Here is a 21,044-nt window from a genome sequence, read left to right as displayed (position 1 = left end):
TCAATCCGCTCCTTCCTCTCGCACCACGATGTCCACCGGCAGGCGCCCGTTGCCGGCGCCCCCTGCCCCATCAATCGGCATCATCACCGCCCGTGCCACCAGATCGCGGCGATAGCCGGTCTCGCGCAGCGCGGCGGAAACGGCGACCGCCCGCGTCAGCGCCCGTTCCCAGGCCACGCCGCCGGTCGCATCCTCGTGCTCCGCATGGCCGACCAGCTCGATCCGGTTGCCGATCCGGCCGATGACGGCGCCCAGCAGGAACAGCACCCGCCGCCCCTCCTCGGTGAAGGCGGCACCGGTGGGATCAAACATCCGCTCGCCCGGCAGACGAATGACGACACGGTCATCTTCGCGCCGAACTTCAACCACCGCCAGTTCCGTATTCGACCGCAGCTGGCTTCCCAGCAGGGCCGCCAGATAATGCAGATCGATGGCCGCCCTGGCCTCCACCGCCTTGGCGTTGAAGGCGGCGCCGGGATCAGTGGGCCGATCCGACGGGGTGCTGGCCGTCGACCGCGCGGCGGGGATCGCCTCCGCCACGCCCTTCGCCAGACGGGTCCAGCGCTCCGCCTCCGGTTCGCTCATCGAATACATCAGGACGAAGAAGGCGAGCATCAGGGAGATCAGGTCGGTGAAGCTGATCAGCCACAGCGTCTTGCGCTGGCCGCCGCGATCGTCCGCTTCCGCCCCGGCCTTGCTGACGACGCCCGGAATGCGGATCATTTCCGCACCTCCGTCTTCGCCGCCTTCGGGTCCAGCTTGGGAGCCGTCTTCGCCGCCGCCCCATCCTCGTCCCAGCGCAGGGAGAACAGCAGGCGCACGCCGCCCGGCTCCCCGCGCTCGATCCCGATGGTGACGTTGCCGGCCGGCGCCCCATCCTCGACCAGTGCGCGGGCCAGAACCCCGGCACGGGCGACCGGACCCGGCGGCTGGCTGGGCGTTCCCGTCGGCCCGATGCCGAGCAGCGCGTCCAGTTCCACCCGCTCGCCCTGGCGCGACTGGCGCAGGGCATCGGCGATGCGGTCGATCAGGCCCTGGCGGTCCGGGCGGAGGGTCATGGTGCCGGGAAGGAACAGGTCGTCGGCCGGCAGCCGGACCTCCAGCAACTGGCCGGGGGCGACCACCTCCACCTTGGCGACCGCCACCGCCGTGGCGAACAGGGTGCCGACATCGTCCAGCCGCTGCACGGCAAAGACGGTCCCGGCGCGCGAGGCCACCGGTTCGGCCCCCTCGCGCAGGCGCGGATCGATGACGAAGCTGGGAAAGGTCCGCTCCAGCGAGGCGGCGACCGCCTTCACCTTCTGCACCGTCTGCACCGAATTGGCGTTCAGCACGATGAAGAAGACCAGAAGCAGCAGGAACAGCGACAGCAGAAGCAGGATGCTGCCGTTGTTCGGGTTGGCATGGCCGCCAACACCGGACCTGGCACCGACACCGCCGGCACCCGCGACCCGCAGCGGCGGCAGCCCGGCGTTCCCCGTCCCCGGTCCTGCACCTTGGGCCGTGTGGCCGCCGGTGGGCCTGCTGATGGGTGCGCCGGGCAGCATGGCGTCAGTCGAAGCTGGCCAGCAGACGGTCGATCTCGTCCTGGTCCATGGCGTTGCCCGGCATCTGCGGCCCGTGCAGAAGCTGCTTGTCCGCCTCTTCCTCGCTCATCGGCTCGTAATGGACGGCGGCCTCCGCGTCCTCCGCCGCCAGCTTGGCCAGCCGCGGCGCGTGGTTCTGCCGCACTTCGCTGCCGAAGGCGGCGACGATCATGTCGACCTTCGATTCGATGTGCTTCAGCGTCCGCACCACCTTGCTGATGCGCTGGCCGGTAATGTCCTGGAAGTTGCAGGCCTCGTAGATTTTGGTGATCTGGTCGTTCAGCTTCGCCGAGCTGTCCGCGTCCGTCTGGCCGGCGATGGCGCCGATGGCGTCGCAGGCGTCGAAAATGGCGAAGGTCGCCTTCTCGGTCGCGCCGATCACCGCATCCAGCTCGTCCGTGGCGGTGCGGATATGTTCGTCGCGGATTTCGGCCGGCTGCAGCGCCGCGATTTCCTGCTTGGCCGTCTCGATGAACTTGGCGAGGTCCACAACCTCCTTGTAGAGGCGCAGGTCGGTGGCGGAAATGTCGCCGTCCATGCTGCCCAGGATGTTGCGGACGATGTCCGTCACCTCGTCACGCGACAGCGGCTTTGCTGCTTCCGCGAAGGCGGCGTCGAGGCGCTGTCTCAGGAGCTTCTGTTCCGTCACGGCGGATTGGGCGGAGAAGGTCATCGGGCGTGTCCAGCGAGAGGGGCAAGGCCTTGGCGGAGTATGCCGGAACCACCCCGGTCCGCGCCCTCCAGCGAGCGCCCGTCGAGTGCCCTTGCGGCGGAGGTTCGACGCTCCGTCCGATCGTGGCGCCCAACCGTCCCAGGAACTGTCCGAGCCGACCAAGCCTATGGTCGTGAGGGTTAATAGCCCGTAAAGAGGACCGCGCCGCAGCTTCCTTGGCGGCGCCGAAGTTGCCGGCGCGCCACACTGTGGCGCGTTCGACCGGATTGCAGCAGGCCGGGGCTCAGAACAGCCCGGCGGCGGCCGGCGCACCAAGAAGCGCCGCCAGGACCAGCAGGGTAACGGCAATCAGCCGCTCCGCGGTCGACCAGCGTTTCCAGTCCTTTCTGAAGCTTTTCAGTTCGTCGGCCATGGCGAGCCTTCCGGGTTCGGGGACTACACTGCAACGCAACGAAAATGCACCGGGTCCAGTTGACGCATGGTTAAAATCAGCCCGAATGACGATCACACCTTCGTACTGGCACAGAAATGCCACAGTCACGGCCTTGAAAACGATGATCCAAGTCAAAGGTCGAATAAATTTTCGCCATTTGCCATTTCAACTGCGGCGATCGCCGGCACTCCGGCGGCGTGCCACTTCCGGCAGCTTCCGATACCGGCCGGCGATGCCTAGATGATAAGCTCTAGATCAAGCCGCCGGCCGGTATCGGATTCTGGTGGGGGGCGCTGACAGGGGAAGCGGATGGCGAAGGAAACCGACCTGAAGATCGGGCTTGCCCTGGGCAGCGGCGCTGCGCGCGGCTGGGCGCATATCGGTGTCCTGCGCGCGCTGGAGGAGATCGGGATCAAGCCCGACATCATCTGCGGAACCTCCATCGGGGCCGCGGTCGGGGCCGCCTATCTGACCGACCAGATGGACGAGTTGCAGTCCTGGGCGCAAAAGATGGGCTGGCTGGGCATGCTGGGCATCATCGATCTCACCTTCCGCCGGGGCGGTCTGGTCGCCGCCGAGAAGGCATTCGGCCGGTTCGACAACGAACGCAGCAATGTCCTGATCGAAGACCTGCCGATGCCCTTCGCCACCGTCGCCACGGATCTGTCGACCGGGCGCGAGATGTGGCTGCGCGACGGTCCGCTGATGTCGGCGGTGCTGGCGTCGGCCGCCATGCCCGGCCTGTTCCCGGCGGTGCGGCGCGATCATCACCTGCTGGTCGACGGCGCACTGGTCAATCCGGTGCCGGTCTCGCTTTGTCGGGCACTTGGGGCCGACGTTGTGGTGGCGGTCAACCTGAACAGCGAGCTGTCGCCGCTGGGACGGCCGAACGGCCGCGGCAAATCGGATGGAGTCAAAGCGGTGTCGGCCAAGGTGCCGGAACCGGTGGTCGCCGGCGGCGATGCCGGCTCGCCCGCCTTTTCGCACCTGACCAGCCAGATTTCCACCTGGCTCGGCCGCAAGCCCACCCAGCGGACCCGTTTCCTGGCCGATCAGATCGACGACGCCCACGCCCATAAGCCGATGCCGAACGCCCTGGAGGTTATGGCGGGCTCCATCGACATCATGCAGGACCGCATCACCCGCTCGCGGCTGGCCGGCGAGCCGCCGGATGTGCTGATCGCGCCGCGGCTGGCCCATATCGGCATCCTGGAGTTCGACCGCGCGGCGGAGGCGGTGGAGATCGGCCATGCCGCCGCCTCGATGCTGCGTCCGTCCATCGAACTTGCGTTGCGCCGTGCCTGACCTGTTGCGCTCGAGACCTTGCTCGTATTTCGTATAAGCGGTAGTCCGGAATCTCCCTGGACACCCCAACCGACCGCCGCGGGAACCGAGCGTCCATGAGCCAATCTGCCCCGACCGACAGCATTTCCGCCCTGCTCGCCAGCGGGACGCCACATTGGGGCAACAACGGCACCGTGCTGAACGGCAGGTCCGTCGGCGCCGCCGCGACCGTGACCTATGGTTTCCTGACCAGCGCGCGGCAAATCTCCACCGCCGATGCCGACGGTTTCGCCGCCATGAGCAGCGCCCAGCGCGCGGCTGTTCAGCAGGCGCTGGCGGCATGGAGCGCGGTCGCCAACATCACCTTCACCGAGATCGCCGACCCCACCGCCGCCGCCGTCGCCTTCGGGACCAACCGTCAGTACGGCCAGTCGGCGGCCTATGCCTATTACCCCTCCACCGCCTCCCAGGGCGGTAAGGTCTTCCTGGCCAACGACAGTTCCACGAACACCAACCCGACGACGGGCAGCTACGGCTACATGACGATCATCCACGAGATCGGCCATGCGCTGGGCCTGAAGCATCCCGGCAACTACAATGCCGGCTCCAGCGAGGGGACGGAGGGTCCGTACCTGTCGTCCGCGCAGGACAATTATGCCTACAGCATCATGTCCTACAACGACAGCGACGCCCTGCCGTCGGGCGTCTATCTGACCGGCCCCAGCCTCTACGACATCGCGGCGATCCAGTATCTCTACGGCGCCAACATGTCGGCCGCCCCCGGCGACACCAGCTACACGCTGAACACCGGCGGCTTCATCACCCTGTGGGACCCCAACGGACACAACAGCCTGAACGGCAGTGCCCAGACGGCGGCGCTGTCGCTGGACCTGCGCGACGGGCAGTTCAGCAGCGCCGGATCCACTACCTTCCTGGCGCTCGCCTACGGCACGAAGATGCAGCAGGCGATCGGCGGCAGCGGCAACGACAGCTTCACCGTCAACAGCCTGGGCAATGCGCTGGATGGCGGCGGCGGCACGGATACCGTGGTGTTCAGCGGCAGCCGCGCGCAATACAGCGTCCAGCAGCTGGACAGCAGCCACACCATCGTCAACGGCCCCAACGGCACCGATGTCCTGACCAACATCGAGTATCTGCGCTTTTCCGACAGCAGCAGCGCGCTGTCGGCCACGGTGTCCGGCAGCTTCGACGCCCTGCGCTACATCGCGTCGAATGGCGACCTGATCGCCGCGTTCGGCGCCGACACGGCCGCCGCGGCCCAGCATCTCGCCAACTCCGGCGTTTACGAAGGCCGCAGCCTGAGCGGATTCGACCCCTACAATTATCTGGCCGGCTATGGCGATCTGATGGCGGCCTTCGGAACCGATGCCACCGCGGCGACCCGTCACTTCATCAGCAACGGCTATCGCGAGGGCCGCAACGCCAGCCTGTTCGACACGCTGTCCTACGAAGCCAGCAACCCCGACCTGATCGCCGCCTACGGCAACAACCGCGAGGCCGTGGAACTGCATTACATCCAGTTCGGCCGCTTCGAGGGACGGTCCCTCAGCAGATTCAATGCCGCCACCTATCTGGCCGCCAACCCGGACGTCAACGCCGCCGTCGGCGGCAGCCTGTCCGGCGCCCGGCAGCATTATGTCAGCTTCGGCTATGCCGAAGGGCGGGCGCTGGCCTGAGGGAAATGGGCAAAGGGGCGGCGCTCACTGCGCCGGCCACATCCAGGTCAGTTCGTGCTTGTTGTGGTGCAGGTGGATCACCCGGCCGCCGGGGATCGCCGCGAAGGCGCGGGCGGTCTCATGGTCGGTCTCCGCCTGGAACTTCAGCGTGCAGATGAAGCGCTTGGCCAGCCCGCTGTCCATCCACTCCTTCACCAGCCGCAGCAGCCGGGTCGGGTAGCAGATCACGTCGCAGCACAGCCAATCGACCGGGCCGACCGCCGCCGGCTTCAGGCCGAATGCGCTTTCCTGGCGGATCTCCACCCGCGGCAGGGCGGCGATGGCGGGGTCGAGCGGCGCCTTGTCGACGCTGACCACCGACGCCCCCAACTCATGCAGCACCCAAGTCCAGCCGCCCGGACAGGCGCCGAGATCGAGGCAGCGGTCGCCCGGCCCCGGCTGCTCCCCGAACAGGGTCAGCGCCTCCCACAGCTTCAGATAGGCGCGGTTGGGCGGCACCGTGCGATTCTCGACGAAGGTCACCTCGCCGTTGCGGAAGGGGCTGGAACAATGTGCCGCGGCGATGATGGTGGACTCGTCGGTCAGTGTCCAGGAGCCCAGCGGCGCCGTCGGCAGGGGCGACGGAAAGACCACCGGCTTGGCCGACACATGCGGCAGGTTCTCCTGGATCAGGGCGGCGCGGCGGTGATGCCGCTGCGACCACAGCGCCCAATTGCGCTGGATCCCGCGCAGCGCCTTGGCGCCGCCCTTGATCGAGGAGAACTCGATGCGCACCGGGTCGTACCAGATGTTTTGTGCCCAGGCGGCCGGGCGCGCCGGGCCGTCGACGAAGACCAGCCGGCCGTCGACCGAAGCGACCTCTCCCAATTCCGCCACCAGATCGTCGAGGAAGCCGTCCGCCGCCAGATAGACCGTCTGGCCAAGAGGGGTCACCACCGCGCCCGGCGAGGGCTGCGGAGCGTTTTCGGAAGCATTTTTGGGGGTGCTGTCGTCCATGCCCCACGGGCTACCGCCGACGGCCGCCGAATGCAAGCGCAAGGATGCGGCACGCCCCTTTCGAACTGACGCGAAGGGGGCTGTGACAAAGCGTCTCGAAACCTCTTATATGCGATCGGTTCGCAATAGCAGCATTGACAACGATTCTCACTCTCAGCTATTGCTGGACGCAGGAAATGCTCCGCAACCGACCGTCGCCGAGGGCTAATGTACGTCTGCATCTGCCACGCGTTGAACGACAAGAAGGTCAAGGCCGCGCTGGATCAAGGCGCCACGACCCCGGCCTCGGTGTTCCGCCATCACAATTGTCAGGTCCAATGCGGCAAATGCGTGCCCACCATGCGCAGCATGGCCAGCGAGCATCGCGCCGTCATGGCCCAACAGTCCGCCATCGCCGCGACGCCGGTGGCCGCCCCCTGCTGCGGCACGGCGATGCCGGAGCCGGCCAATGCCGAAGCCATCCCCGCCTACGCCGTCGCGGCCGAGTGAGCACGCGCACGAAGGCTCTACCACTTCCGACTTTCTGCCCGATTTGAGGGTTACAACCTCGCCTTTAGGCTGCGACAGATTGCGCGCCGTCTATGATTTTTGGGCGGATTGACCCTGCCCTGCCAATCCGGCACAAAAGCGTCACCAAAACAAAAGAACGCCGTCAAAAAGGCGGCGTATAAAAACGCCAACGGGCCGGATGAAACCGGCCCTGGAGGAAACGCAATCCAACCAGGAAGACTTCCTCGGCCACCGGGTTTGCCTTGTCCTTTTCGGGCCGGGGCAACCCGGCGGGATTTGGATTCGGACGGATATCCCGCAACTGCTAAATCGCATCGCAAAATCGTTACGGCTTCTCCCAAAGGGGCTGTGACGACTGCGCTTCCGGTGCGTTTGCGCAGTATCGGCGCGGGGCTAACCTGCCAACCGGCCGAGAGGTCAAAATCGGTTGAGGATCAAAGGAGGACATCTCATGAGCCGCCGCAACCGGCAAGCCTTCGACACGCTGAGCCGTGAGCTCGTGCTGCGCGCCACCGACCGCATGGAAACCCTGCGATCCATGGTGGAGCGCGCGGGCAGCGACCGGCGAGAGACGTGGGAGCGCACGCTCGACCGCCTCCGCGGACTGAACAATCGCGCCATCGCCCGCATCGAGGCCGCCCACATGGCCGATGACGACGCTTGGCCATTCGCCCGTGCCCAGGCCGATCAGGCGATGATGGCTCTGATGCGCGCGCTGGACGAATTCGACGGCCATCTGCGCCTGCTGGCCGCCTGAGGTTTTAGAAGCCCTGGAATGGAAAAGGCCCTCTCCCGCGGGAGAGGGCCTTTGTCGTTCAGGACGCTCCGAAATCCAGCCCCCAGGCCGAATAGCGTTCCGGGTCGTCGACCCAGCCCTCGCGCACCTTCACGAACAGGATCAGGTGGACGCGGCGCTCCAGCATCGCCGTCAACTCGGACCGCGCGGCGGAGCCCAGAGCCTTGATCCGCTGGCCGCCCTTGCCCAGCACGATGGCCTTCTGGCTTTCGCGTTGCACGAAGATGACCTGCGAGATCTTCACCGATCCGTCGTCGAACTCCTCCCACACCTCGGTCTCGACCGTGGCGGAATAGGGAAGCTCCTGGTGAAGCTGCAGGAACAGCTTCTCGCGGGTGATCTCCGCCGCCAGCAGGCGCATCGGCATGTCGGAGATCTGGTCCTCCGGGAAATGCCACGGCCCTTCCGGCAAGCGGTCGGCCAAAAACTGCTTCAGATCGGCGACGCCGTCCTCGGTGAAGGCCGACACCATGAAGATGTCGGAAAAGATCCCTTCCTGCCGGAAGGCGTCGGCGATGCCCAGCAGGACGTCGCGCTTCACCAGATCGATCTTGTTCAGGATCAGGATCGCCTCGCGCCCCTGCTCCTTCAGCCGGGCGACGATGCTGCGGGTGTCCTCGTCGATCGAGCGGCGCGACACGTCGTACAGCACGCCGATCACGTCGGCGTCCTCCGCCCCCTGCCAGGCCGCCGCCACCATGGCGCGGTCCAGCCGGCGCTTCGGCTTGAAGATGCCGGGGGTGTCGACGAAGATCATCTGGGCGTCGCCCTGGATGGTGATGCCCAGCACGCGGGTGCGGGTGGTCTGCACCTTCGGGCTGACGATCGACACCTTGCTGCCGATCATCGCGTTCAGCAGCGTCGACTTGCCGGCATTGGGCGCGCCGACCAGGGCGATGAAGCCGCAGCGCGGATGCTCCGGCATCGTCGGCAGCGGCGGCAGGACGGAGATGGGCTGTCCGCGCGGAGCATCCTCATCGTCCTCGTACTCATCGTCCTCGTATTCGCCGTCTTCGTCGTCGACGTCGCCCTCGTCGGCGTTCTCGTCGGCGTCCTCACCCTCGACGTCGCCGTCCTCGCCGCCATCCTCATGGTCGAGCGCTTCGTCGTCCGTCACCGGCTCCGGTGACGGCTCCACGGCTTCGGAACCGGGCGTCTTGTTCTGCATCTTGTCGATGTCGTCGCGACCGTCAGTCATCGACCTGTACTCCCACCTGGCGCAGCAATGTGCTGGCCGCCTTCTTTTCCGCGATGCGCTTCGACGAGCCGGAGCCGCTGACCGGTTCCATTCCCGCGACATGCACCGCAACCACGAACAGCGGCTCGTGCGCCGGGCCGCTGCGTTCGATCAGTTCATAACGGGGCAGCGGCTTTCCGCGCCCCTGCGCCCATTCCTGCAGCGTCGTCTTGCTGTCCAGCGGCGGCGGCGTCGCCTTGTCGATCTCGCCCGCCAACGCCTCCCGGACGAAGCGCGTCACCGGCTCCAGCCCGCCGTCGAGATACATGGCGCCCAGCACCGCCTCGCAGGCATCGCCCAGGATGGTGCGATTCTCCCGGCCGCCACTCTGCGCTTCTGCCGGCGACAGGCGCAGATAGGCGCCCAGCCCGAGGGCGTCGGCGACGCGGCCCAGCGATTCCCGGCGAACCAGCGCCGCATGCCGCTTGGCCAGCGCCCCTTCGCGCTCGTTCGGATAACGCTCCAGCAGCCATTGCGCGACCACAAGCCCGACGACGCGGTCGCCCAGGAACTCCAGCCGCTCATAGGCGATGCCCGGCCCCTTGTGCGACTTGCGCCCGGCCCGTTCCAGCCCCATCAGGCTCGGATGGGTGACGGCGTCGCGCAGGAGCGACGGGTTGGAAAACTCGTAGCCCAGCGCACGCGCGAGGCCGGCGACGTCCGCGGACTGGACGGCGCCATCGACCTCGGGTTCAGAGCCGGCGCCTGCATCGGCAGGCGCCTTGGTGACGGTGGACACTTACCGGACTCCGTTGAACAGACGGCTGAAGCGCAGATCGACCGGCCAGCGCCAGATCTCGTAGAAGCGCGTGCCCTCGTCGAGTGAGAAGAACAGGAATTCAGCGCGGCCGACCATGTTTTCGATGGGAACGAAGCCGACCTGCGACGGCACGCGGCTGTCCAGCGAGTTGTCGCGGTTGTCGCCCATCATGAACAGATGGCCGGCCGGCACCTTGAACACCGGGGTGTTGTCGAGCGGACCGTTGTCCGACTCCTCGATGATGCGGTGGGTGCGGCCGTTCGGCAGCGTCTCGATGAACTGCGCGGTGCGGATGCTGCGGCCCAGCGGATCGGTGGTGACGTAGTCCTCGATCCGCTCGCGCTTCACCGGCTGGCCGTTGATGTGCAGGATGCCGCCGATCATCTGGATGCTGTCGCCCGGCAGCCCGATCACCCGCTTGATGTAGTCGGTCTTGTTGTCGCGCGGCAGCTTGAACACCGCCACGTCGCCCCGCTCCGGCATGGAGCCGAAGATGCGGCCCTCGAACAGCGGCAGGCCGAAGCCGACCGTGTATTTGCTGTAGCCGTAGCTGTATTTCGACACGAACAGGTAATCGCCGATCAGCAGGGTCGGGATCATCGACCCCGACGGAATGTTGAACGGCTCGAAGGCGAACGTCCGCACGCCGAAGGCGATCAGCACGGCGAAGATCACCGTCTTGACGGTCTCGGCGAACCCGGATTCCTTGGTCTTGGCGCTGGACGCCGTTTCTTTCTGAAAGGTCATTCTGGGTTCGCCGTATTGGTGGGCATTGTGGGCTTGGTTGGGGCGGGCTCGGTGAGGGCGGACTCGATCGGTTCGGCGCTGATGACGACGAAGGCCTCGGCCATCGGGTATTCGTCGGTCAGCGTCACATGGATGCGGGCGCGCATGCCTGGCGGCGTGATCGCCTCCAGCCGGGCCAGCGCCCCGCCGGTCAGGCGCATGGTCGGTTGGCCGGACGGCAGGTTGACCACCCCCATGTCGCGCCAGAACACCCCGTCGCGGAACCCGGTGCCCAGCGCCTTGGAGCACGCCTCCTTGGCGGCAAAGCGCTTGGCATAAGTTGAGGCGCGGGCGTTGTTCTTCGCGGCAGAGCCGGCGCGGCGTTCCGACTTGGCCTGCTCGACCTCGGTGAAGATGCGGTCGATGAAGCGCTGTCCGAAACGCTCCAGCGACTTCTCGACCCGCCGGATGTCGATCAGGTCGTTGCCGATGCCGAGGATGGTGCCGGACATCATCATGAGGCGGGCGCCGCCGCGTTCCGCGCCGTGTCCATGGCCTTGCGCATGCGGGCGATGGCGTTGGTCAATCCGACGAAGATCGCCTCGCCGATCAGGAAATGGCCGATGTTCAGCTCGACGATGGTCTGGATCGCCGCGACCGGACCGACGGTGTCGTAGCTCAGCCCATGGCCGGCATGGCACTCCAGCCCGATGGCCTCGGCATGGGCGGCGGCGCGGACGATGCGCGCCAACTCCGCCTCGCGCGTCGCCGGGTCATGAGCGTCGCAATAGGCGCCGGTGTGCAGTTCCACCACCGGAGCGCCAAGGCGCTTGGCGGCGTCGAGCTGCGCCGGCTCCGGATCGATGAACAGGGAGACGCGGATGCCGGCGGCGCCCAACTCACCCACCGGGCGGACCAGCTGGTCGTACTGGCCAATCACGTCCAGCCCGCCTTCGGTGGTGACCTCGGTGCGCTTTTCCGGAACGAGGCAGGCGGCGTGCGGCTTGTGGCGCAGCGCGATGGCCAGCATCTCGCCGGTGGCCGCCATTTCGAAGTTCAGCGGACGATCGATCTCGGCCATCAGCCGGTCGATGTCGCGATCCACGATGTGGCGCCGGTCCTCGCGCAGGTGGGCGGTGATCCCGTCGGCCCCGGCCTCGATGGCGAGCCTCGCCGCACGCACCGGATCGGGATGCGCCCCGCCGCGCGCATTGCGGACGGTCGCCACATGGTCGATGTTCACGCCGAGGCGCAGGAAACGGGACATGCACGGACTCCAAAGCGCCGCCGCCCGCCGGAACGGGCGGGAGCGATTCCGTCTATATAGCGGTGCACCGGCCTTCCGTCACGCCGAACCGACCGGTGCAGCCGCGGATGACAGGGAATTTACCGTCCCCGCGCCCTCCCGACCGAGTGGCCGGATCGATGACCCTGGCGGATTTTCCTTATTTCGACTTGTAAATCACGCCGCTCAGATACTCGTTCAGATCGCGAAAGTCCTTGACGGTCCATGCGTGCGGAGGAAGCCGGTAGCCATTTTCCTTCAATGTTCTCGGGATCAAATCTCCGTTTGGGCGGAGTATGATCGACGACACGATAACGCCAGGATAGTCCGCCAAGCGCTTCCTGAAGGCCGGCGTCGTCAAATCGGGGGTCGGAGGGTTACTTTTGCTCGCCAACGGACCGGAGCCCTTCGCATCCGTCCCGTGACACATCGCGCATCGCTCCACGAACAACGTCTCCCCGTTGCTGCCATAGGCGCCATAAATTGGCGTCAAGCACAATGCAACAGCCAAAAACCGCAGAAGCAGCCTATCGAGCCGCATGTTCCCTTCTCCCGTCGCACAGCATCAATGGTGCGTCTTCACGCAAAAAACGAATTCTGTGCGCAATTATCAGAGAATCGTCGACGCCGCAGCAGAGCGGCAGCACAGCGAGCATGGCCGGCTGTGCCGCATGGCAGCGGGAGCATCACCGTCCCCGCGCCCGCTCCACCGAATGGATGGCCGGAGTGGCGCGCAGGGCGGCCATGATGTTGGTCAGGTGCTTGGCATCCTTCACGTCGATATCGATCAGCAGCTCGAAATAGTCGGTGCTGCGGTTCGTGATCTTCTGATGGATGACGTTGCCCTGGTTCTTGCCGATCACCGTGAACAGCGTGCCGAGCGAGCCCTGTTCATTGGCGATGACGACGCTGATGCGGCCGACATGCTCCTCCGGCGAATCCGGGCCGGTCTCCCACGACACGTCGATCCAGCGTTCCGGCGATTCGTGGAAGCTTTCCAGAGTCTCGCAGTCGATGGTGTGGATCGTCACGCCCTTGCCGGTGGTGACGATGCCGACAATGCGGTCGCCGGGCAGCGGATGGCAGCAGCGGGCGTAATGCACGGCCATGCCGGGGATCAGGCCACGGATCGGCAGCGCCGATTCCTTGCGGGCCTTCGCCTTCGACTTCGGTGCGCTCTCCTCCGTCTCGCGGACGGCGGGGGCGGCCTGCGCCTTGTGGCCGGGGAAGACCGCGTGGAAAACCTCGCGCACCGAATGCAGGCCGGAGCCGACACCGGCCATCAGATCGTCCACCGTAGGCTGCTGGAAGATTTTGGTGGCGGCTTCCAGAGCCTTTTCGGTGAACTCGTAGCCTTCCGACTTGAACTGCCGCATCAGCATGCCGCGGCCCAGTTCCATATACTGGGCGCGCTGCTGGGTGCGCAGGAACTTGCGGATTCGGGCGCGGGCCTTGCCGGTGACGACGAAGCGTTCCCAGCCCGGGACAGGCGTCTGCGCCTTGGAGGTGACGATGTCGACCTGATCGCCGTTCTGCAGCTGGGTGCGCAGCGGCAGCATGCGGCCGTTGATCTTGGCCCCGACGCAATGATCGCCGACCTGCGAATGGACGGCATAGGCGAAGTCGACCGGCGTGGCGCCGCGCGGCAGCGCGATCAGGTCACCCTTCGGCGTGAAGCAGAAGACCTGATCCTGGAACAGCTCCAGCTTGGTGTGTTCCAGGAACTCTTCCGGCTTCTGCGCATGCTCCAGGATGTCCAGCAGCTCGCGCAGCCAGCGGTATTCGCCACCATTCGGGCGCGGCTGGTGATCCTGCTTGTAGGCCCAGTGGGCGGCGACGCCGAGCTCGGCGATCTCGTGCATGTCCTGGGTGCGGATCTGCACCTCGATCCGATTGCGGCCGGGACCGATCACGCCGGTGTGCAGGCTGCGGTAGCCGTTGGGCTTGGGCGTGGAAATGTAGTCCTTGAAGCGACCCGGCACGACCGGATAATGGGCGTGCACGATGCCCAGCGCCTGATAGCATTCGCCGACGGTGCCGACCGTGATGCGGAAGGCCATGATGTCGGACAGCTGTTCGAAGCTGACATTCTTGCGCTGCAGCTTGCGCCAGATCGAATAGGCCGACTTCTCGCGGCCGGTCACCGATACGTCGGGCAGCCCTTCGGCCGCCAGCAGCTCGCGCAGCTCGGTGATGATGGTTTGGACGCGGTTCTCACCCTCGCTGCGCAGGCGCGCCAACTGGGCCAGGATGCTGTCGCGCGCGTCGGGGTTCAGTTCGGCGAAGGCAAGATCGTCCAGCTCGTCCTTGATCTTGTGCATGCCGATGCGTTCGGCCAAGGGCGAGTAGATTTCGATGGTTTCGCGGGCGATGCGGCGGCGCTTTTCCGGCTTTTTCAGGTGGAACAGCGTGCGCATATTGTGAAGCCGGTCGGCCAGCTTCACCAGCAGGACACGGATGTCCTCCGACATGGCGATGACCAGCTTGCGGAAATTCTCCGCCTGCTTGGCCTGCTCGCTGTTCAGTTCCAGCCGCGACAGCTTGGTGACGCCGTCGACCAGCCGGGCGATTTCCTTGCCGAACACCCGCTCGATATCTTCGAGCGTGGCGACGGTGTCCTCGACCGTATCGTGAAGCAGCGCCGTGGCGATGGTGCCGGCGTCCAGCTTCATCTGGGTCAGGATACCGGCGACCTCCAGCGGATGGAGGAAGTAGGGATCGCCCGACGCGCGCGTCTGCGACCCGTGCGCCTTCATCGAGAAGACGTAGGCGCGGTTGAGCAGATCCTCGTCGGCCGAGGGATCATACGCCTTGACGCGCTCGACAAGCTCGTATTGCCGGATCATGCGGCCCGACCCGGCGCGCGCGGCGCCTCAAATGTGTGCGTGGTGGTCCTGAGCGAACCAAAAGGGAGCCGGATGCTCCCCACCCCATTCTTCGATGAGGGGGCGTGGAGCCCCCTCCGTGTTCTGCGGTCGTTGTCCAGAATCAGAGGTCTCCGTCGGGATCCTCGGTCATGGCGAAACCAGCGCCCGGCTCGGCATCCATGTCCGCGGCGATGTCGTCCTCTTCGCCCAGTTCCTCGCCGTCGCTCTCGCTCATGCCGTCTTCGTCGCCCAGCGAGGTGTTGCCGCGCGCAGCCCAGTCGTTCTCGCCGGCCATCAGCTCGACGATCTCTTCCTCCGGCTCGTCCGGCTCGACATGCTTCTGATGGCCCTTGATCAGGGCGTTCTTCAAATACTCCAGCGACACCGTCTCGTCCGCGATCTCGCGGAGCGCCACGACCGGGTTCTTGTCGTTGTCGCGGTCGATCGACAGCGGAGCGCCGCTAGCGACCTCACGGGCGCGCTGGGCAGCCATCATGACCAGCTCGAAACGGTTCGGAACCTTCAGGACGCAATCTTCAACGGTAACGCGGGCCATGCCAGACGAACTCCGGAGTCATAGGAGGCTCTAGACTATATGGATGTGGCCCGATAGGTGCAAGCGCGAACGACAGCGCTGCTGCATTGCGCCAGGGGAACGCCCCAGAAAAATGTCCCTATACATCAATGTGGTGTCCCGGAACAGTCGGTGGCCGCTGCCCCCTTGTATGTTCGCGTCCAATACACTAGATTTCAAAATTGGAACGCGGGTCTTTCCGCGTAATCCATGCATTTTTTCACAAGCAACGATGGAAGGATCCTGGCATTGGACCGCAATTCGACTTTGCCGCGTGATGTCAGCAAGTTGTTTTACAAGGAAGAGCGTCTCGCTCTGTTCATAGACGGCGCCAACCTCTACGCCGCAGCGCGTTCGTTGGGCTTCGACATTGATTACAAAAGGTTGCGTGACGGGTTCGCCGGGGAAGGCCGGCTGGTTCGCGCCTTCTACTACACCGCGCTGGTCGAAGACCAGGAATACTCCCCGATTCGTCCGCTGGTCGACTGGCTCGACTACAACGGCTATACCATGGTCACCAAGCCGACCAAGGAATTCACCGACGCATCGGGCCGGCGCAAGATCAAGGGCAATATGGACATTGAGCTGGCCATCGACGTGATGGAGATGGCCGACCATGTCGATCACATCCTGCTCTTCTCCGGCGACGGCGACTTCCGCCGGCTGGTGGAGGCGGTACAGCGCAAGGGCGTGCGCTTCAGCGTCGTCAGCACCGTCCGCTCGCAGCCGCCGATGGTCGCCGACGAACTGCGCCGTCAGGCCGACAACTTCATCGAACTCCAGGAACTGGCGCCCTTCATCGCCCGCACCCACCATCACCGCGAGCAGGCGCCGTCCCACCATGACCAACAGGGTGGGCCGACGATGTACGATCCCGACGACCGGGGCTGATCGCACCGGAAGGCCGTCCATGAAAAAAGGAGCGCACGAGCGCTCCTTTTTCATTCGTGGCAGCGATTTGTTCGGTAGTGCCGCGGCTAGGGGGCACTCACCCGGCGCCGGTTCCGTGCCATCCGGTCGGCCGTTTTCAGCGCCGCGATCAGGCTGGTCGCGTTGGCGACGCCCGTGCCGGCGATGTCCAGCGCGGTCCCGTGATCGGGCGAAGTGCGGACGAAGGGCAGCCCCAGCGTGATGTTCACGCCGCCGTCGAAATCCACCGTCTTCACCGGGATCAGCGCCTGATCATGGTACATGCACAACGCGGCGTCATAGCCGCGGCGGGCGGCGGCGTGGAACATGGTGTCGGGCGGGCGCGGGCCGGAAACGTCGATGCCGTCCGCGCGCAGGATGGCGATCGCCGGCTCGATGATGTCGATCTCTTCGCGGCCCATCGCCCCACCCTCCCCCGCATGGGGATTGAGCCCGGCGACGGCCAGCCTCGGCCGCTCGATGCCGAAGTCACGCGCCAGTGAAGCCGCGGTGACGCGGCCGGCATGAACGATGGCCTCTGTGGTCAGCAGGGTCACCGCGTCACGCACCGAGACATGGATGGTGACCGGCACCACCCGCAGATCGGCTGCCGCCAGCATCATGATCGGCTCGTCGGCCAGTCCGGCGAGATGCGCCAGATATTCGGTGTGGCCGGGATGACGGAAGCCGGCGGCGTAGAGCGAGGATTTTTGGATCGGGTTGGTGACCACGGCCGCCGCTTGGCCTCCCTGCACCAGGGCGACCGCCCGGTCGATGCTGGCGATCACCGCCGCACCATTGGCAGGGTCAGGTTTTCCGGCGATGACAGCGGTACCGAGCCCCACCGGCAGAACCGGCAGCGCACTGTCGAACAGCGCCACAGCCTCGTCCGGCGACGATACCGCCTGGACCGGAACCGCCAGCCCGAGCTTCGCGGCGAGCGCCGCCAGCCGCGTAGGGTCGTCGAGAACGACGAAGGGCGGCAAGCCGGCCTCATGCCGGGCCGCCCAGGCCTTCAGCGTGATGTCCCCGCCGATGCCGGCCGGCTCTCCCATGGTGAGAGCCAGCGGCACTTTGTCCGGCGGGGCGGCGGTCACAGGCGCGTCTCGATGAAGGCGGTGCGGCGCAGGTCGCGGAGATAACGGCGCGACAGCAGTTCCGCCCGCTCGGCGATCAGCTCGCGCTCGATCTCGTCGCGGCCGGGCAGCTTGGCCTCCTTGATCGGAGTCGGCGCCGCCGGCGGCGGCGGAGCCGGCTGCGCCTGCGGCGGCGGCTGGATCATCGGCATGTCGCGCTTGCAGACGATCAGGATCACCGCGGCGGCCGGGCTCATCAGCACCGGGCTGGCCTGCCCCAGCGGGATTCCCAGCGCAAGGTTCTGCAGGCCCGGCGCCATGTCCTTGACCCGCATGGTGCCCATGTCGCCCGATTCCGGCATGCCGGTTTCCTTGGCTCGGGCCTGGAAGTCGGAGCAGCTCTTGATCGACTTGCGCAGCTTCTCGGCCTGTTCCTTAACGGCCTTGGCCTGCTCCTTGGATTCGATCGGGATGATGATCTGCTTCATGTTGACGGTGGCCTTGGCCACGTCGGGCCGCGCCTGCGGACGGGGCGCCGGCGGCTGGGCGACCGGCATCGGAACTTCGCCGCCGCTGCTGCCGAAGGGCCGCTGGCCGCGCACCAGCAGGATATGATAGCCGGTGGCTGTACGAATCGGCGCCGACAGCTGCCCGCCCCGCATCCCGGCCAGCGCCTTGTCGACCTCGGGCGACAGTTCGCCGCTGCGCACCCAGCCAAGATCGCCGCCCGACGCCGCGCCGGCCGACTGCGAGAACTGGCGGGCCAGCGCGGCGAAGTTGCCGCCGCGCTTCACCTCTTCGACCAGACGTTCGGCATTGCGGCGCACCTCGTCGTCCTGGTCGGGGCTATCCACCGCCAGGAAGATCTCGGCGACCAGATATTCCGGCTTGCCGATGTTGGCCTTCAGCCGCTCCATCGCCGCGTCGATCTCATCCTCGCCGACGACGACCTCCTGACGGATGCGGCGCTGCATCACCTTCTGCCAGCCAAGCAGCGCGCGAATCTGATCCTTCAGGGTGGAGACCGGGACATTCTGCCGCTTCAGGGTTTCCTGAAGCTGCTGGCCATTCATCCGGTTCTGCTCGGCGATGCGCTTGATGGCGTCCTCGATCTCGGAGGCGGACACCGTGATGCCGAGGCGCTTGGCCTCCTGCATCTGCAGGCGCTCGTCGATCAGCAGGCGCATCACCTGCGGGGTCAGGCGCTTGATCGTCTCCGGATTGCCGGCGGCACCGGCGTTCAGCAGAGCCATGCGGATGCGGGCGTTGACGTCCGAAACCGAGACGACCTCGTCATTCACCACGGCGGCGATGCCTTCCGACCCCGGAGCCCGCGCCACCTGCGTGCCCTGGTCGGTCGGCCGGGGGGCCGCAGCGCCGGCGGCCGCCTTGACGGACTGCGCCGCGGCGGGCAGGGCCAGAAGCGCGCAGGCGGTCGCCACGGCGACGGTGGTCCGGACGGCTCGCAAACTCGACATGCTGCTCAAGCTCCAAAAACGGGTCGCCCGTTATTACGGTGGGGCCGGTGCCCCATGCAAACGGAATCGGACCTTGCCATTCAGTGCGAAACCAACTGGGCGGAATTATGACCGAAGGGGATAACCGGTCGCTTTGCGGCGAATGGCCCCACCCCCATCCGGTCATTTTCCGTCAGCCGTCCTCCAGATGAAGAAGGGCCGCGGTTCCCAGCAGCAGGCTGATGCCGGCGGGACTCCAGGCCGCCATCACGATGGGGATCGTCTCCGACATGCCGAAGGTGCGGACCACGTCGGTCATCACGAACAGGACGAATCCGGTCAGCACACCGCCGGTGACCATCGCCATCGTCCCGCCGCGCCTTGGCAGCCGCAGCGAGAATGCGGCGGCAAACAGCACCATCGCCAGGAACAGGAAGGGCTGGGCCAGCAGCGACTGGTAATGCAGCCGGTGCCGCACAGCGGGGAAGCCCGTGGTCTCCAGCGTGTGGATGAAGCGCGGCAGCTCCCAGAAGGAGATCGTCTCCGGCGGGGCGAAGCTCTCCTCGATGGTGGCCATGTCCAACTCGGTCGGGATCGTGTAGCTGTCGAGCTTCTCCGGATCCTTCTTGGCCCGGTTCAGAACGGCGTCCTGCAGTTCCCACTTGCGGTCCTTCAGTTCGGCACTGGGCGCGTCGACGCGGCCGAGATAGTTCTGATCGGCATCGAACAGGAAGACGATGACATTCGACAGCTCGAAGGTCACCGGATTGACCAGCTCCGAATGGATGAAGAACTGTTCCTTCTCGTTGGTCTGGCGCAGCCACAGGCCGGAGCGCGAGATGTTCAGCGTGCTCGACTGCAGTTTCAGATAGCGGTCCTGCAACTGCTCGTACTTGGCGATGAACACGGCGCCGACCGGATTGATCAGCGTCACCTTCACCACGCCGATGGCGGCGGCGGCGAACATCACCGGCATCAGGAATTGCCAGGCCGAAACGCCGACGGCGCGGGCGACCACCAGCTCGGCGCTGCGCGTCAGCCGCCAGAAGGTGAACATGCCCGCGAACAGGATGACGAAGGGGAAGATCTGCTGCCCGATCTCCGGCAGCTTCAGCAGCGCCATTTCCACCACCAGCCCGAAGGTCACATGTGGTTTGGTGCCGGCGCGGCGCAGCAACTCCACCGTGTCCAGCAGCAGCACGATGGCGAGCAGGATCACCATCAGCAAGCAGAACCAGACGATGAACTGCCGCCCGATGTAACGGGAAAGCGTAGGCGAGGAATACATGCGGTGTCCGGTCTCCGGAGCCCCGCCCGGCGCGCCGCCATGGCGCTTGAGGCGGACCGGCGCGGCCCCGCCCGATTGGATCGGTGCGGGCCCCCGCCGGAACAGTCCCGGCTGTTTACCCCTGTTGCGGCGCGATGACAACCGGGCCGGGGGCAGGCCTCCCTCCCGCCAATCGCGCGGCCCTATCGTTGGTGACGCATTCCTGCCTCCTTTTCCGGCTGGACTTCCTGCATCCGCACCCCAAACTGTTGGTATAGAGGCTGCACGGGAGGGTCGGTCGATGACGGACACCACGGTCGCAATCCGCCAGGCGCGCGCGTCGGATGCCGACGGCATGGCCCGCGTCCATGTGCAGAGCTGGCGGTCGACCTATCCCGGCCTGATCCCGGCGCAGTTCCTGGTCAACCTGTCCGAACCGGCCGCCGCCCAGCGCTGGGCAGCCATCGCCGAGACGCGCGGCCCCGGCCAGGGCGCCTTCGTCGCCGTCGATGTCGCTGGCGGGATCGCCGCCCCCGGCACCATCGTCGGCATCGCCTCCTTCGGCACGCGGCGGGTCGCGGTGCAGGGCCACGCGGGTGAGTTCCACGCGCTCTATCTGCTTGACGATGCAAAGGGTTACGGCATCGGCCGGCGGCTGATGGCGGCGATGGCCGACCGTTTCCTGGCGGCCGGCGTCCGGTCGGCCGCGGTGTGGTGCTTGCGCGACAACCCGTCGCGCTGGTTCTACGAACGGTTGGGCGGGATCAAGGTGGCGGAGCGGCCGATCCGCTTCGCCAGCACCGATCTGGTGGAGATCGCCTATGGCTGGCGCGACCTGACGCCGCTTGCACGCTTGTCGGCGGGGCCGGAGGTGCGGTAGTGAGGGGCCTTGAGTCCCCCGCATCAGGATT

General features: G+C 66.3%; 22 protein-coding genes. 6 read left to right on the top strand and 16 right to left on the bottom strand.

Annotated elements, in window-relative coordinates; translation table 11 throughout:
- The 4 genes from TSH20_RS01935 to TSH20_RS36090 all read right to left on the bottom strand — a co-directional run bounded on the left by TSH20_RS01935 (window position 1) and on the right by TSH20_RS36090 (window position 2,671).
- Entirely contained in the window at window positions 1-723 is a 723-nt protein-coding gene (locus tag TSH20_RS01935; protein WP_109073138.1) for a flagellar motor protein MotB, read from the bottom strand.
- Window positions 720-1,547 (bottom strand): hypothetical protein, encoded by an 828-nt coding sequence (locus TSH20_RS01930; RefSeq protein WP_247871539.1) that lies wholly within the window; start codon window positions 1,545-1,547, stop codon window positions 720-722. Before TSH20_RS01930 ends, TSH20_RS01935 begins: the two co-directional genes overlap by 4 nt.
- A 4-nt stretch (window positions 1,548-1,551) precedes the next feature.
- Window positions 1,552-2,259 carry a protein phosphatase CheZ gene (locus TSH20_RS01925; protein WP_109073137.1) on the bottom strand — a complete coding sequence of 236 codons (708 nt, stop codon included), beginning with the start codon at window positions 2,257-2,259 and terminating at the stop codon, window positions 1,552-1,554.
- A gap of 283 nt (window positions 2,260-2,542) precedes the next feature.
- A complete protein-coding gene (locus TSH20_RS36090; protein WP_256379245.1) occupies window positions 2,543-2,671 on the bottom strand; it encodes a hypothetical protein in 129 nt (42 codons plus the stop codon).
- Between the two features lie 330 nt (window positions 2,672-3,001).
- Here TSH20_RS36090 and TSH20_RS36085 point away from each other — a divergent pair, with 330 nt between their 5' ends.
- Entirely contained in the window at window positions 3,002-3,997 is a 996-nt protein-coding gene (locus TSH20_RS36085) for a patatin-like phospholipase family protein (RefSeq protein WP_109073136.1), read from the top strand.
- Between the two features lie 95 nt (window positions 3,998-4,092).
- A complete protein-coding gene (locus tag TSH20_RS01915; RefSeq protein ID WP_109073135.1) occupies window positions 4,093-5,673 on the top strand; it encodes a matrixin family metalloprotease in 1,581 nt (526 codons plus the stop codon).
- Between the two features lie 24 nt (window positions 5,674-5,697).
- Here TSH20_RS01915 and TSH20_RS01910 read toward each other — a convergent pair whose 3' ends face one another.
- Window positions 5,698-6,669, bottom strand: a complete 972-nt coding sequence (locus TSH20_RS01910; protein WP_247871538.1) for an SAM-dependent methyltransferase — start codon at window positions 6,667-6,669, stop codon at window positions 5,698-5,700.
- Between the two features lie 207 nt (window positions 6,670-6,876).
- On the opposite strand from TSH20_RS01910, the gene TSH20_RS01905 reads away from it, so the two are divergent.
- Entirely contained in the window at window positions 6,877-7,158 is a 282-nt protein-coding gene (locus tag TSH20_RS01905; protein WP_109073134.1) for a (2Fe-2S)-binding protein, read from the top strand.
- A gap of 472 nt (window positions 7,159-7,630) precedes the next feature.
- Window positions 7,631-7,936 (top strand): hypothetical protein, encoded by a 306-nt coding sequence (locus tag TSH20_RS01900; RefSeq protein WP_109073133.1) that lies wholly within the window; start codon window positions 7,631-7,633, stop codon window positions 7,934-7,936.
- Between the two features lie 58 nt (window positions 7,937-7,994).
- Here the strand turns inward: TSH20_RS01900 and era are convergent, their stop codons facing one another.
- From era to rpoZ, 8 genes are all read right to left on the bottom strand, one after another.
- Window positions 7,995-8,900: a GTPase Era gene (era, locus tag TSH20_RS01895; protein ID WP_109073170.1), complete on the bottom strand. Its 906-nt coding sequence runs from the start codon at window positions 8,898-8,900 to the stop codon at window positions 7,995-7,997.
- Between the two features lie 265 nt (window positions 8,901-9,165).
- A complete protein-coding gene (gene rnc / locus TSH20_RS01890) occupies window positions 9,166-9,951 on the bottom strand; it encodes a ribonuclease III (protein ID WP_109073132.1) in 786 nt (261 codons plus the stop codon).
- Window positions 9,952-10,719: a signal peptidase I gene (gene lepB, locus TSH20_RS01885; RefSeq protein ID WP_109073131.1), complete on the bottom strand. Its 768-nt coding sequence runs from the start codon at window positions 10,717-10,719 to the stop codon at window positions 9,952-9,954. It lies immediately after the preceding gene.
- On the bottom strand, window positions 10,716-11,216 hold the full coding sequence (gene acpS / locus TSH20_RS01880; RefSeq protein ID WP_109073130.1) for a holo-ACP synthase: 501 nt from the start codon (window positions 11,214-11,216) through the stop codon (window positions 10,716-10,718). Before acpS ends, lepB begins: the two co-directional genes overlap by 4 nt.
- On the bottom strand, window positions 11,213-11,965 hold the full coding sequence (locus TSH20_RS01875; protein ID WP_109073129.1) for a pyridoxine 5'-phosphate synthase: 753 nt from the start codon (window positions 11,963-11,965) through the stop codon (window positions 11,213-11,215). Before TSH20_RS01875 ends, acpS begins: the two co-directional genes overlap by 4 nt.
- A gap of 178 nt (window positions 11,966-12,143) precedes the next feature.
- Complete coding sequence (locus tag TSH20_RS01870; protein ID WP_109073128.1) at window positions 12,144-12,524, bottom strand: cytochrome c; 381 nt, start codon at window positions 12,522-12,524, stop codon at window positions 12,144-12,146.
- Window positions 12,525-12,669: 145 nt separating this feature from the next.
- The gene (locus TSH20_RS01865) at window positions 12,670-14,829 is read right to left on the bottom strand and encodes a bifunctional (p)ppGpp synthetase/guanosine-3',5'-bis(diphosphate) 3'-pyrophosphohydrolase (RefSeq protein ID WP_109073127.1); all 2,160 of its coding nucleotides are present in this window, start codon (window positions 14,827-14,829) and stop codon (window positions 12,670-12,672) included.
- A gap of 142 nt (window positions 14,830-14,971) precedes the next feature.
- Window positions 14,972-15,406, bottom strand: a complete 435-nt coding sequence (gene rpoZ / locus TSH20_RS01860; RefSeq protein WP_109073126.1) for a DNA-directed RNA polymerase subunit omega — start codon at window positions 15,404-15,406, stop codon at window positions 14,972-14,974.
- Window positions 15,407-15,673: 267 nt separating this feature from the next.
- Here rpoZ and TSH20_RS01855 point away from each other — a divergent pair, with 267 nt between their 5' ends.
- Window positions 15,674-16,315, top strand: coding sequence for an NYN domain-containing protein (locus tag TSH20_RS01855; RefSeq protein WP_247871537.1), 642 nt, complete (start codon window positions 15,674-15,676; stop codon window positions 16,313-16,315).
- A gap of 86 nt (window positions 16,316-16,401) precedes the next feature.
- On the opposite strand, the gene pdxA is transcribed toward TSH20_RS01855, so the two are convergent.
- From pdxA to lptG, 3 genes are all read right to left on the bottom strand, one after another.
- Window positions 16,402-17,430 carry a 4-hydroxythreonine-4-phosphate dehydrogenase PdxA gene (gene pdxA / locus TSH20_RS01850; protein WP_109073125.1) on the bottom strand — a complete coding sequence of 343 codons (1,029 nt, stop codon included), beginning with the start codon at window positions 17,428-17,430 and terminating at the stop codon, window positions 16,402-16,404.
- Window positions 17,427-18,887: a peptidylprolyl isomerase gene (locus tag TSH20_RS01845; RefSeq protein WP_109073124.1), complete on the bottom strand. Its 1,461-nt coding sequence runs from the start codon at window positions 18,885-18,887 to the stop codon at window positions 17,427-17,429. The genes pdxA and TSH20_RS01845 overlap by 4 nt, the downstream gene beginning before the upstream one ends.
- Window positions 18,888-19,059: 172 nt before the next feature.
- Window positions 19,060-20,154: an LPS export ABC transporter permease LptG gene (lptG, locus tag TSH20_RS01840; RefSeq protein WP_109073123.1), complete on the bottom strand. Its 1,095-nt coding sequence runs from the start codon at window positions 20,152-20,154 to the stop codon at window positions 19,060-19,062.
- A gap of 280 nt (window positions 20,155-20,434) precedes the next feature.
- Between lptG and TSH20_RS01835 the strand changes: the two genes are divergently transcribed.
- Entirely contained in the window at window positions 20,435-21,013 is a 579-nt protein-coding gene (locus TSH20_RS01835) for a GNAT family N-acetyltransferase (RefSeq protein ID WP_109073122.1), read from the top strand.
- Window positions 21,014-21,044: the final 31 nt, after the last annotated feature.

It is taken from the genome of Azospirillum sp. TSH20 (assembly GCF_003115935.1).
In the GTDB taxonomy this organism is placed as follows: domain Bacteria; phylum Pseudomonadota; class Alphaproteobacteria; order Azospirillales; family Azospirillaceae; genus Azospirillum.
This window is presented reverse-complemented; position numbering and strand designations above follow the sequence as displayed.